Here is a 12152-nt window from a genome sequence, read left to right as displayed (position 1 = left end):
CGTCCGGAAAACCGCATTAGGTAAAGGAGTTTTCATGGCTGATCAGGCTCGCAGACGCAAAGTAGAAGAGCGGATTCAAAATACGGTGGCGCGGCTTTTAGAGCGGCGTATCAAAGATCCACGCATCGGTTTCATTACCATCACGGATTGTAAAGTCACCGGGGATCTGCAACATGCCACCGTTTTTTATACGGTTTTCGGAGACGAGGACGACCGTAAGAAAACCGCGCGTGCGTTAAATAGCGCGAAAGGCTTGATCCGCTCGGAGGTAGGTAAGGCGCTGGGGATTCGGCTTACCCCCACTATTGAATTCGCCCTTGACGCGCTGCCGGAACAAGCTGCTAGTTTCGAGGAGAAACTGGCTAGTGCCTTGCAGTCTGACCAGCAGCTGCGGGGAACTTCTCAGACGGCCTCCTATGCCGGGGAAGCTGACCCTTATCGCAAGCCACGGCAGAAGAAAGTTTACGAACCGGAATCACCGGTGCCTACTTTCACCGAGTTTACGCTTGGCGATGAGGACGCAGCTGCGGGAGAAACAACCGCTGAGGCTGCGGAATATCCGGATAACGGGACTAAAGATTTCCCAGAAGATTCCGACTTAGAAAGTTAAGTAAACCCAGGTGCTAGACGTGCTTAATCAGGCTCCAGGTTTTGCTCCCGCCGGCGCAGATCTGCAAGTTCCGCGTGCCGATAATGCTGCCCCTGCCGGGGTAATTGCGGTTGATAAACCCCTGGGGGTTACCAGTCATGATGTAGTGGCGCGCCTGCGCCGCTTGGCGGGAACTCGCAAGGTGGGACATGCCGGAACCCTAGATCCGGCGGCCTCGGGAGTATTAGTGGCCGGGATTGGGCGGGGAACCAAACTCTTGCAATACCTGCAAGGGCAAAAGAAAACTTATGTTACCCGGGTGTGCTTCGGGGTAGAAACCGATAGCGAGGACGCCGAAGGTACCATTACCGCGACCCGGGGAGCTACTCTAGCGGATCTGGACAATCTGGAAAGCGCGCTTTCCTCTTGGCGGGGACAAGTTATGCAGGTGCCGAGCGCTTTTTCTGCTCTGAAGATCCGCGGTAAACGGGCAGCGGATCGAGTCCGCGCCGGGGAAGAAGTCCGGATGGAGCCCCGCCCGATTACTATCTATGAACTACTTAGCCTGGGCGAGCCGAAAGCGGGTGAACTGGCAGGTACACCGGTGGTTTATCAGGACCTGGAAGTTACCTGTTCGGCAGGTACCTATGTTCGCGCCCTCGGAAGGGATCTGGGAAACCAATTGGGGGTAGGGGCGCATTTGGTGGCGCTGCGGCGTCTTAAAGTTGGCTCCTTTAGCGTTAGCGGCGCTGCCAGATCCGATGCGCCTTTTAACGCTTATAGCCTGGCTGAGTTATCTGGGTTGGTAACGGCAGGCGGGGAACTGCCGGTAGTGAGCCTGGATCAGATCTGCCAGCATCTGTTCCCCTGTTGCCAGGTAACCCCCGAAGTTATCACCGCTTTAGGCTATGGCCAGCGCCCGAGAATTGACTCTCAGCTTGCGCACGATCTTGGTATTAATCTCGAGAAAATCTCTTCACCAGGAAACATATATGCTTTAACGGATTCTTCGGGTAGTCCAATCTTTTTGGCGCAACAAGCCGGATCTTTTTGGCGCACTGTACTCAACCTGCATCCATCGGTTGATTAGATAGATCTCGAGATCAAAAAACCTACCTAGATCCTGTCGCTTTTATATAACTCTCGATGCAGAAGAGTGAAAAGTTAGCCTTTAACTGCTCCTTCAGTCATCCCGGATATGAAGAACCGCTGGAGACAGAAATACAAAATTACCATCGGTAGTGCTACCCAGACTGCACCTGCTGCTAGAAGGGTAGATCCTTGGGTGTACTGTCCTTGGAAGAACGCTAGTCCCAGGGGAGCCGTCATCACTTGTCCTGACGGTGACATTATTAAGGGGATCAAGAAGTCGTTCCAAGTCCACATGAAGGTAAGAAGGATCAACGTAATTAAAGGTGGTACTGCTAAAGGAACCAGAATGGAACGCAAGATACGTAGATTCCCAGCGCCGTCGATACGTGCTGCCTCTATTATTCCCGGATTGAAGTTTCGAAAGAATGCCCGCATCCAAAAAGTTCCAAAAGCAAGCGACTGCGCGATTTGTGGCAAAGCGATCGCCCAAATGGTATCGGTCAATCCAAGCGAACGAAAATCATAATATAACGGCAAAACAATGGCTTCTGTAGGAATCATCAGTCCTAGTAGGAATACAAAGAAGATGATTTTTTCCCCACGAGGTTTCAAAATGGCTAGGGCATAACCACTCATTATTGACAGAACTAATGCGATAAAAACAACTACCACAGCAATCCGGAATGAATTCCACATGTATTCGGAGAAATGACCGCGGTGCCAGGCGCTTACAAAGTTCTCAGGATGGAACCAGGTAGTATCTCCTACTTTTTCGGCTGATAAAGCGAGGTATACGACATAGAGGATGGGGGTTAGGGTCAACACGGTTGCTTGCAACAGCAACGCGAAGGCGATTACTCTTTGTTTCGTAGAACGCATAGTTATTCTCGCTCTCCAATAAGGTTTACACCTAGGTTGATCAAGAAAATAATAAGGGTCAATACAACAGCTAGAGAAGAAGCTACTCCTACTTCTCCTAACCGGAAGGCGTGGTTGTAAACCTCATAAGAGGGGACAGAGGTAGAAGAACCTGGACCGCCTGAAGTTGTGATGTACACGAGGTCGAAGGTCTTTAAAGCTGCGATAATTGTCAACGTTAGAGAGACAACGATTTCTGCGCGTATTCCCGGAAGCGTTATATAAAAGAACTGGCGAATAGGGCCAGCGCCATCAATACGGGCGGCCTCGTAATAGTCTTCTGGGATCCGCGTCATCCCCGACATTAGCAGTACTGTAACTAGTCCAGTGGATACCCAGGTGCCAATAAAACCTACAGCAATCAGAGCAGTATTAAAATCACCGAGCCAACCGCGAGTAATGCTCCCTAAGCCTATTAGGCGTAAGGCGGAGTTGATAAGTCCGTTTGGCGCATAGAGTTGGCGCCAGGCTATGGCTAGAACCACCATAGCTATCACTTGTGGCAAGAACACAACGGTTCGGAAAAAACCGGTACCTGGAGCTTTTGCTCGGATTAATAGAGCTGCTAGTACCATTCCAAGAGCCAAGGGGATTATGGCGTAGAAGATAATTAATACCACCGCGTGCCCAAAGGAAGATAGTAGTACGGGGTTAGAAAACAAGGTGCGATAATTGCCGAAACCTGCCCAATGCGGATCGGAAAGGCCATCCCATTCATAAAGAGAAAACCCGAATACCCGGAATATGGGGTAGAGCATGAAAAGGCTATAGAGAATAATCGGAGCAGCTAAAAGTGCCCAGGCGCTCAAACCTGTTCTGCGTCTTGCTCGTCTTTTCTCCCGGTGATATTGCTTCACTGGAAATCATCTCCTAGAGGGATATCATGCTCGGGAGCCGGTAGGTCGCGGCTCCCGAGCCTAATAAACGAATTTAGCGTTGTATGGCTTTGGTGTAGTGCCCCTCCATAGTTTCAATGAATTTGTCCGGGTTGCTTTCGCCAGCTAGCAGGCGTTGTAAAGCTGCTCCTAGATCTTTATCCATAGTGGGGGAGGCATAGTTCATATAGGGAAGAACATTTCCCTTGGTGGTTAGCTCCTCAAAAGCAGTAAGGACATCCGCGGTAACATCGGTTTTGTTGCCAACATAACTGGCAGTGTCATTGATGGGGACGTTACCGGTTTCTGCCAATATCTTCATAGCATCTTTGTTGGTAATGAAATCTATATAGGCAGCAGCCACGTTCTTATCTTTTGCCTTGCTAGAGATAGTGAAAGGTAGACCAGTTCCTCCTGTGGTCTGTACCTTGTCCAGGTTTTTGCTCATGGGTGGAAGCATGAACTTCACATCGTCTTTCATAGCAGCCTGTAGGTCAGGAGCTAGCCAGGAACCTGCGATCAGGAATACTCCCTCTTTTTTGCTGAAAGACTGCCAAACTGAGTCATAATCTAAGCCGTTGAATCCTTCGTTGAAATAGCCATTCTTTGCCCAGGTCTCCAAAGTTTCAGCAGCCTTTTTGTTTCCTTCACTCTTCCAGCTTGTTCCTTGGTTTCCAAATCCTAGCGTGCGGACGGTGTCGGCGTTTTCATTGGCTCCTTGAACAACTCCCCAGACATGAATTCCAGGCCATTGTTCCACGTTGCCCAACATGAGGGGAGTACCACCTTTGTCTTTAATGGTCTGTAAATCTTCGGTGAATTCCTCCCAGGTTTTGGGCGTGTCTAAACCGTATTTTTTAAGTTCAGAGGGTGCGTAGTAGATGCCGACAGATTCTCCTACCTGGGGCAGGCCGTATAGATTTCCCGTGCCGAAGTCTTTGCCATCGGCAGAGTATCGAGCGTAGTTCAAGATATCTTTGGAATAATTCTTATCCCATTCATAGGCTTTTTCCCAGGGTTCTAGGGAGACTAATTGTTTTGCGCTAACGAACTTACCCATCATTGAACGGGCATTATCTGTTTGCGCAACGTCCGGGCCATCTTCACCCGATAGCGCAAGAGCAAGTGTAGTAGTCAGATCATCGTATGATTTTGATACTCGCTTAATTTTGATATTTGGATACTTTTCTTGGAATTCTTTATTGAGTTTTTCTATTTGTTCATTTTGTCCGCCGCGGCTTTCTTGATCCCAGACTGTCAAAGTTTGCTCAGGTAGCTTGGATATATCAGTGACTATTTCGGTAGTCTTCTGATCACTAGATTCGCTACTCTTTTGGGGAGCGCAGCCGCCAAGGGCTCCAATACTGAGTGCTGCCATCGCAGTTATTGCTACAGTTCGTTGCCAATGCTTCATTGCATTTCCTTTCAATTTCTATTTTATTATTGGGTCATTTTTTGGTAGAAGATTTTTAGTTCTTGGAAAGTGGGCGTGGCAACGGAAGATCCTGCCCTACTTGCTTGCAAACTAGCAGCATGAGTAGCGAGGATCGTCGCCGGAAGTAGATCCAGATTTGCGCTTAGAGCACAGATAAGTCCAGCAGTAAAAGTATCGCCAGCTCCGGTGGTGTCTTTCACGGTGACCTGGGGGGCAGGCACACTAAAAGTATTGCCATTACTCAGGTGGGCATAAGCTCCTTCATTCCCCAAGGTAACCAGTACGTCCGTTCCCGCGCTAGCCAGCTTTTTCGCTGCCAGAGCCGGGTTAGGGCAGCCGCTAAGAAGACAAGCTTCTTCGGCATTAGGGACGAAGATATCAACGTCTCCCACTCGGGTGCATAGTTCCGGGTTCTGGGTATCTTGCCAACCAATGTCGGCAATTACCTTGGTTCCGTTGTTACGCCACGACTGTATCAAGGGAAGATTAGTGTTAACATCGCTCAAACCGATTGCCACGAAATCTGGTGGAGTGGTAAGAGAGGGGAGCGGAGGGACGGAAGGTGAGCCATAACTTATTAGCGCACGCTCTTCCTGGTAAGGTAAAGCCACGGTTAGGTTTTGTTGTTCCGTATGTTGGGAATACGCCAAACCTACCTTAGCCTTTGTCAATTCGTGTTCGCAGAGTTTACCAACGAAATCATCGCCGATAAAGCTGCATATTTCGGTGCGCATTCCCAAACGGGCGCAGGCGATGGCCTGATTGGCTATTCCTCCCGGGCTGTACTGTAAGGACTTTGACCAAATCTCCTGTCCTAAAGTTGGTAAAGAATTAAGTCCCGAAAAAGTTATATCCATAAAAAGCGGGCCCGATAGCATCACTAAGGTATCGTCCGCAGCGCTATCGTATTGCTGGAAGAACTCCGAAAGATCACGCATGTGACTATTATTGCACAATAAATGACGAAAGTTGCGTGAATTTGCGTAAATCTGAAAGAAAGTGGGATAAGATTAGGACATGCTGCCACATCAACGTCGGATGCAAATTGCTAGCATCGTGAAGAAAAGCGGGGATATGACAGTTGATCAGCTAGCTCAAAAGCTTCAAGTTTCAACTTCTACTATCCGTCGTGATTTGTCTTTGCTAGACCGAGAAGGAATGCTAACACGGGTTCGTGGGGGAGTAATCGAGTCAGATGCTAATCCCTTCGCCGAGGTAGCAGCGTATGCGCAAGAAGAAAAACAACGAATAGCAAGGCTTGCCTCACAAATAATTCCTGAACGCGCCACGGTAATTATAGATATTGGTACGACTGGTGCTGCGCTTGCTAGGGAGCTGCGAGGGCGAGATTTGGTAGTGATTACCGCCTCCTTGGCGGTAGTAGATGAACTGCGGGGCTCCTCTCAAACTGAGCTAATTGTACTGGGGGGAGTGCTACGTCGATCCTATTGCTCGCTGGTTGGAAACATTACTGAAAATGCGCTGGCACAGATTACCGCTGATTACGCCTTCCTGGGGACTTCGGGAGTGCGACCAGACGGAATGGTATTGGACTCTACTGGTATTGAAGTTCCGGTTAAGCGCGGTATTTTGGAGCACTCGGTAAATACGTATCTTTTAGCAGCTGCTGATAAATTTCCAGGTTCCGGCCTGTTGGATGTTACATATCTGAAGAATTTGACCGGATTAGTCACCACGGCTCCCCGAGCTAGTCTTCCCAAACAGTCCGAAAAAATAGAGGTGATTTTTGCATGAAATTAGTAATAATTGGGGGTGGAGGTTTTCGAGTACCCCAGGTTATAGAGGTTCTAGCAGATCCCAGAGCAAAACTACGTGTCAATGAAGTTGTGCTGTACGACGTAGAGTCTTCTCGCACGGACGCGATTATGGCGGTTTTAACCGGATCTGGTTTTCTAAACCGGCCAACAAGTCCGAGAGTATCAGCTTGCTATAACCTATCCGAAGCGCTAACTGATGCCAATTTTGTATTTTCTGCGATGCGTATCGGGGGTACCTGTGGACGTATCACGGACGAGCGGGTCGGGCTAGGTCATGGGGTACTCGGACAAGAAACTGTCGGCGCGGGTGGATATGCCTATGCGCTTCGTACCATTCCCGCTGCCGTCCAATTGGCTCAGATTATTAAAGAGGTCGCTCCTGATAGCTGGACAATCAATTTTACTAATCCAGCCGGGATTATTACCCAGGCGATGCGACAAGTTCTCGGACGCAGGGTGGTTGGTATTTGTGATACTCCAATTGGTCTAATGCGCAGAGCATGCGCGGCACTAGGGGTGAATCAAGACGATGTGGACTTTGACTATGTAGGCTTAAACCATCTCGGTTGGCTGCGTACACTGGTGAAAAACGGCGAAGATCTTCTTCCTGGATTAATTGCAGATGATGAGCTATTAGATCATATGGAGGAGGCTCGTACCATAGGAGGAGACTGGATTCGCGCCCTAGGGATGCTTCCCAATGAGTATCTTTTTTACTACTACTTGAACCGTGAATCCTTGGCGCGTATCAAAAAAGAACCTCAGACACGCGGAGAATTCTTGGATATTCAACAGCGTGGATTCTATAAAGACGTTTTAGGTAATCCCGAAAATGCCTGGAATATCTGGAACCAGTACCATGATGAACGGGAAGCGACCTATATGGCAGAATCTCGTGAGCCGAGCCAGCGTGCAGGGCGACGCTCTGAGGATATAGCAGGGGGTGGATATCAAGAGGTTGCTCTGGGAATCATGGAATCGCTCACTGTGGGGACCCAATCCCGAATGATCCTTAACATAGGTAATGCTGACTGTGAAGACACAGATCTACTGATTCCAGAATTAAATTCTGAGGCGGTAGTTGAAGTGCCTTGCCTGGTGGATGCAAAGGGTATTCACCCCCAGAAAGTAGCGCCGGTGACCGGGGCAGAGCTAGGGCTAATAACCTCGGTTAAGGCCTGCGAAGAACTAATTATCGACGCCGCCTTACAAGGGGATAAAACTAAAGCATGGAGAGCGTTCGCGTCTCACCCGTTAGTAGATTCAGTGCTAGTAGCCCGCAAGTTACTAGACGAATACTGTGAGAAGAATCCGTTAATTGCTGAGGTTTTCTCCGAGAAAGAGTCCTAGGTTCCTGGTATCCATTTGTTCGCTGGAAAGCAGGGTGCTAGATGCTTTGTAGCACTCTCTTGTCCCTGTTAGGCTCTTCGGGGATAGGCATCGTTGAAAGGCAGATAGTAAGAATACGGTACCTGTCCTGAAAGCTAGTAAGCCGAATCGTACAATTTGTTCCTGCCAAAGCCGAGGCAAAAGATATCGCTATTGGCGTCGCCAGTGGAGGGCAAGTGGCGTTCTGTACTAAGTTTACAAAGTAACTAAAGGAGGATCATGAGCGAAGAGAATAAAGGTACTTGCGGATGCGGATGCGGTTGCGGTGGTAAAGGCAAAGGTCGCAAGACTGCGGAAGAAAAACGCACCGGGGAACTGGGCGTGCCGGCGAATGGACGGCCAGAACTGAGCGTGCGGCAAAGCGAAAAGTAGATCGTGGAAATCTGGACCGACTCCCCGAGGCTGGAAAAAGACCAGCGCACCGTGGCTGCCATAGGGATTTTCGATGGGGTACATAAGGGGCACACCCGGATTTTGAAAACCGTAGTAGAGCGGGCACGGCGCGCGGGAATAAAAGCGGTGGCGATTACTTTTGATCCCCATCCCTCCCACCTGCATCATCCGGACAACCCCACGCTTTTGATTCAGCCACTTCCTGATCGCCTCGACGCGATGGCAGCGCTAGGACTGGATGCCACCTGGGTGGTGCCCTACACCTGGGATTTAGCTAATCAAAGTCCCCAGTGGTTTATTGACCACTATTTTGTGCAGGGGCTGCAGGTTAAAGAGCTCGTGGTCGGCGAAGATATGCAATTCGGCCGCGGGAACCAGGGCAATATTGAGACTTTGCGTGAGGCTGGCCGAACCCAGGATTTTCAAGTTATTGAAGTTGCCGATATTACCGACCAGGCCTTGCGCCGTTATTCCTCTACCCGGGTGCGTGCATGTCTAGCTGAAGGTGATGTGGAAGGGGCAGCCCAGATTTTAGGGCGCAGTTACCGGCTGCGCGGAATCGTGGAACGGGGTTTCCGCCGCGGCCGTCAGCTGGGGTTTCCTACCGCCAACTTGGGAAACACCCAGGGGTTAGCGATTCCCGCCGATGGAGTATACGCGGGTCGGTTAATCCGTTCAGTACCGGGAACTAACGCGGTGGAGCATCTGCCGGCCGCTATTTCGGTAGGCACTAATCCGCAGTTTTCTGGGGACAAGGTTACGGTAGAAGCGCATGTGCTGGGGCGAGCTGACCTTGATCTTTATGATGAGCCGGTCGCGATAGATTTTATTGCTCATCTGCGAGACATGCTCAAGCTAGAGAGCGTAGAAAAGCTGCAGGCACAAATGGATGAGGATCTGCGGGCTTGCAGTGAAATTTTGGGGGTTCCTCCGGCAGGCAGGGTTGATCCCAAAGAGGTAACTGCGCTCTAAGTCTGCTGCTCGGAAGCTGTTTACAACACCATCACGATCTGTACCAATACGATTTTTGCGATGATTCCGAGGGCAAAGGTGGCGGAATATCCGGATTCGCAACGCTCGTCGGGGATGGTGGTCTGTACATGGCTGAGGATTGCCGGCTGCCCCACGAAACCGGCAATCGCACCCGCCATCCGGGCAGTAGATAGCCCCAAGACTTTTCCGAGTAACCAAAATGCCACCAGCACTGGCACCATTCCGGCAGCCGCCAGTAACCCGATTTTTATTCCGGTAAGGGAAAAAGCTTTGGCCGCAAAGGCTTGCCCGGAAGATAAACCTACTGCCGCCAGGAATAGCACCAGCCCCATTTGCCGCAACATATTATTTGCCGAGGGCGCGAGAGAGAATACCAACGGCCCCAACCGGTCAATACGCCCCAGTATTAATCCCACCACCAGCGGCCCGGCAGCGGCGCCTAATGCGAGTGAGCCTAAAGACCCCAGGGGAATAGTGATTAACCCTAGCGCCACCCCGGCGGCGATCCCCAGCCCGAATGGCAGATAATCGATAGCCGAGATTTTGTGTTCCGAATCCCCAAAAGTTTTAGCGATATCTGCTTCGCGTTCTACCGGATAAACCACCAGTACCCGATCACCCAGCTGCAGGCGGGTTCCGGCGGTAGCAAGTATATCGGTATCGCCGCGGCGCACCCGGGTAAGTAATGATTGGAAACGAGCCGGCAAAAACAGATTCGCGACTGGGGTGCCTACTAGGCGGGTATTTGATACCGTGAAGCGGCTAAAGTTCACCGCCGTGCGGTCATTGGAGATATCTTCTTCTATCGGTTTTCCTAGCGCCTGTCCTGCGGTTTTAACCGCATCCGGAATTCCTACCAGGAATGCTAAGTCACCTTCTTTTAGTTCCCCATCGGGGTGAGCCACCCGCATTTTTCCGTCCCGTAGCAGATAGGAAATTCGTAGCCCGCCTTCCGAAGACCCCACGACCTCGGCAATCCCCGGTATTTCCTGGATGCGCCTCGGGTTTTCTACCCGAATAGTTTGGGTAGCTAGCCCCGCAGCGGAAGCGGGATCGGGATCGTTTTTCGCTGGAAGTTTTACCCGCATGAGTGCCGTTACTACCACCATGGTGACGATTACCCCCACCGGGTAGGCGATCGCGTATCCTACTGCCGGCTGGGCGCTTCCTCCCGCCGCATCGGTCGCGGCAGCTAAAGCGGGGGTGGTGGTTAGCGAACCGGCAAACATGCCTCCCAGTAGCGGGGAATTCAGCCCCAAGGCTTTGCCTCCGAAGGCCACAATCAAGGAATAAAGGGCAAGCAAAGCAACTGCCCCAATCAAAAGGGGTGCTTGTTTGCGCAGGTCGCGGAAGAACGAAGCGCCTGCAGCCAGGCCGATAGTGTAGACAAATAGTGCCAGGCCGATGGCAGATACCAGGGAAAGATTCTCCCCAAGCGCCGGGTCGAGGGCGCCAGCGGCGAGACCTACAAATAAGGCTCCGGCTGCTCCAAACTTTAACGGTCCGAACGGGATCGAACCGAAAAGGGTGCCGAGGGCGATCACTAAAAATAGGGTCAATAGGGGAGAAGAGGCGAGTATTTGCATCACCTCTTTAGGATAGCCAGGTTAATCTGCAAAATGCATTTTGCCATGTCAGCTAGCTGGCTCTGGCCAATGTGATCCTTTAGCTTGGCGGGAGGCAAAGAGTAACTACCGCCAGCCTGCGGACTATTTCTCGCCGGTTGAGCTTGCGTTTTCGCTTTGATCCCTAGCCGCTACTAGCGAGGGGAAGACTTCGTGCGCCAGGTTCTCGATTTGGGTTTGCAGTATTGGAGCCAGCCGGTTTTGTAATTCGCTGCGCTCCATGGAGGCTACCGGCTCTAACTGGACGATATAGCGCATCGTTGCCACCCCGTAAATCATGGACATTAGAATTTCGATGAGCGCTTGAAAATTGGTTTCCAATTCCTCGTTCACCTCTTGTCCGGAAGCTATTTGCAAAGTATTCAAGACTTCCGCGCCCCCTTTTAACAGATTTTCACTCATATAGGCGCGAAAACGTTGGGTGGTTTCGGAATCGGTAATTAGGGCGCGCATTAGGGCTTTCATTCGATCTTTCGTCAGGCGCTCTTCGTAGAGGGTAAAGGCAAAATCAAGTAGACGATCGGCTATTCCCTCAAGTCCGGGTTCCCATAGCTGCAGGATTTGCTGCAAGGGATCCAGAGGTAAATCAAAACAATTTCGAAAGAGCCGCTGCTTAGAGCCGAAGTAATAGCTAACCATCGCCGGGTCACAACCCGCTCCCTTAGCAATCGAACGCATCGTGGTGCCGTCGTAGCCGCGGGCAATGAACTGGGATTCGGCAACCCGCTTAATCTGTTCGCGCATTTTCCCGCGCGCTCCCCGCGGCCCCCTCTCGCGGCCAGGGGAACTCTTGGCTGTTTTTTGGGCAGGAGATGAGGCTTTCGCGTTCTTAGCTCCCGGCTCTAAATCCCGAGTGCGCGAATTAGCTAACATTTCCTTTTCGTAATCATCGGTAGCTAATTCATCGTCCCCGGAACTATCTCGGCGGACTCTTTTTTGCCTGCTCGTGCGTTCTCGCTGGTTGTTGCGGTTTTCTCTGGGTTTCGCATTCATAGTTTTATTCTAATTTCAACACCTAGTGAATTTAGCGTTTTCAGCTTACCTTGAGGTGGTGATAACGACTCC

General features: G+C 50.8%; 12 protein-coding genes. 6 read left to right on the top strand and 6 right to left on the bottom strand.

The features are described from left to right. The first annotated feature begins 34 nt into the window (after positions 1–34). Entirely contained in the window at positions 35–610 is a 576-nt protein-coding gene (gene rbfA, locus ACZ5BI_RS06105; RefSeq protein ID WP_278612940.1) for a 30S ribosome-binding factor RbfA, read from the top strand. 19 nt (positions 611–629) lie between these two features. Next, entirely contained in the window at positions 630–1679 is a 1050-nt protein-coding gene (gene truB / locus ACZ5BI_RS06100; RefSeq protein WP_278612937.1) for a tRNA pseudouridine(55) synthase TruB, read from the top strand. A 74-nt stretch (positions 1680–1753) separates the two neighbouring features. Here the strand turns inward: truB and ACZ5BI_RS06095 are convergent, their stop codons facing one another. The 4 genes from ACZ5BI_RS06095 to ACZ5BI_RS06080 all read right to left on the bottom strand — a co-directional run bounded on the left by ACZ5BI_RS06095 (position 1754) and on the right by ACZ5BI_RS06080 (position 5847). Further along, a complete protein-coding gene (locus ACZ5BI_RS06095) occupies positions 1754–2560 on the bottom strand; it encodes a carbohydrate ABC transporter permease (RefSeq protein ID WP_464895869.1) in 807 nt (268 codons plus the stop codon). Positions 2561–2562: 2 nt separating this feature from the next. Further along, positions 2563–3456: a carbohydrate ABC transporter permease gene (locus ACZ5BI_RS06090; RefSeq protein ID WP_024058494.1), complete on the bottom strand. Its 894-nt coding sequence runs from the start codon at positions 3454–3456 to the stop codon at positions 2563–2565. 73 nt (positions 3457–3529) lie between these two features. Continuing rightward, positions 3530–4888 carry an ABC transporter substrate-binding protein gene (locus ACZ5BI_RS06085; RefSeq protein WP_464895868.1) on the bottom strand — a complete coding sequence of 453 codons (1359 nt, stop codon included), beginning with the start codon at positions 4886–4888 and terminating at the stop codon, positions 3530–3532. Positions 4889–4914: 26 nt separating this feature from the next. Continuing rightward, positions 4915–5847, bottom strand: a complete 933-nt coding sequence (locus tag ACZ5BI_RS06080; protein ID WP_464895867.1) for a carbohydrate kinase family protein — start codon at positions 5845–5847, stop codon at positions 4915–4917. Between the two features lie 79 nt (positions 5848–5926). Between ACZ5BI_RS06080 and ACZ5BI_RS06075 the strand changes: the two genes are divergently transcribed. The 4 genes from ACZ5BI_RS06075 (at position 5927) to ACZ5BI_RS06060 (ending at position 9441) form a co-directional block, all read left to right on the top strand. Further along, positions 5927–6664, top strand: coding sequence for a DeoR/GlpR family DNA-binding transcription regulator (locus ACZ5BI_RS06075; protein ID WP_278605686.1), 738 nt, complete (start codon positions 5927–5929; stop codon positions 6662–6664). Then, a complete protein-coding gene (locus tag ACZ5BI_RS06070; RefSeq protein WP_464895866.1) occupies positions 6661–8037 on the top strand; it encodes a 6-phospho-beta-glucosidase in 1377 nt (458 codons plus the stop codon). The genes ACZ5BI_RS06075 and ACZ5BI_RS06070 overlap by 4 nt, the downstream gene beginning before the upstream one ends. Positions 8038–8295: 258 nt before the next feature. Beyond that, positions 8296–8448 (top strand): hypothetical protein, encoded by a 153-nt coding sequence (locus ACZ5BI_RS06065; RefSeq protein WP_022864983.1) that lies wholly within the window; start codon positions 8296–8298, stop codon positions 8446–8448. A 3-nt stretch (positions 8449–8451) separates the two neighbouring features. Continuing rightward, positions 8452–9441 (top strand): bifunctional riboflavin kinase/FAD synthetase, encoded by a 990-nt coding sequence (locus tag ACZ5BI_RS06060; protein ID WP_288335821.1) that lies wholly within the window; start codon positions 8452–8454, stop codon positions 9439–9441. A gap of 20 nt (positions 9442–9461) precedes the next feature. Here the strand turns inward: ACZ5BI_RS06060 and ACZ5BI_RS06055 are convergent, their stop codons facing one another. Continuing rightward, positions 9462–11048: an aspartate:alanine exchanger family transporter gene (locus ACZ5BI_RS06055; protein WP_464896788.1), complete on the bottom strand. Its 1587-nt coding sequence runs from the start codon at positions 11046–11048 to the stop codon at positions 9462–9464. 123 nt (positions 11049–11171) lie between these two features. Further along, on the bottom strand, positions 11172–12080 hold the full coding sequence (locus ACZ5BI_RS06050) for a TetR/AcrR family transcriptional regulator (RefSeq protein WP_464895865.1): 909 nt from the start codon (positions 12078–12080) through the stop codon (positions 11172–11174). Positions 12081–12152 lie beyond the last annotated feature (72 nt).

The organism is Varibaculum sp. GTC20041 (assembly GCF_055387755.1).
This window is presented reverse-complemented; position numbering and strand designations above follow the sequence as displayed.

Excerpts from the sequence above, each read along its gene's own strand:
- rbfA (WP_278612940.1), top strand. The coding sequence starts at position 35 with ATGGCTGATCAGGCTCGCAGACGCAAAGTAGAAGAGCGGATTCAAAAT.
- ACZ5BI_RS06095 (WP_464895869.1), bottom strand. The coding sequence starts at position 2,560 with ATGCGTTCTACGAAACAAAGAGTAATCGCCTTCGCGTTGCTGTTGCAA.
- ACZ5BI_RS06085 (WP_464895868.1), bottom strand. The coding sequence starts at position 4,888 with ATGAAGCATTGGCAACGAACTGTAGCAATAACTGCGATGGCAGCACTC.
- ACZ5BI_RS06080 (WP_464895867.1), bottom strand. The coding sequence starts at position 5,847 with ATGCGTGATCTTTCGGAGTTCTTCCAGCAATACGATAGCGCTGCGGAC.
- ACZ5BI_RS06075 (WP_278605686.1), top strand. The coding sequence starts at position 5,927 with ATGCTGCCACATCAACGTCGGATGCAAATTGCTAGCATCGTGAAGAAA.
- ACZ5BI_RS06070 (WP_464895866.1), top strand. The coding sequence starts at position 6,661 with ATGAAATTAGTAATAATTGGGGGTGGAGGTTTTCGAGTACCCCAGGTT.
- ACZ5BI_RS06065 (WP_022864983.1), top strand. The coding sequence starts at position 8,296 with ATGAGCGAAGAGAATAAAGGTACTTGCGGATGCGGATGCGGTTGCGGT.
- ACZ5BI_RS06055 (WP_464896788.1), bottom strand. The coding sequence starts at position 11,048 with ATGCAAATACTCGCCTCTTCTCCCCTATTGACCCTATTTTTAGTGATC.
- ACZ5BI_RS06050 (WP_464895865.1), bottom strand. The coding sequence starts at position 12,080 with ATGAATGCGAAACCCAGAGAAAACCGCAACAACCAGCGAGAACGCACG.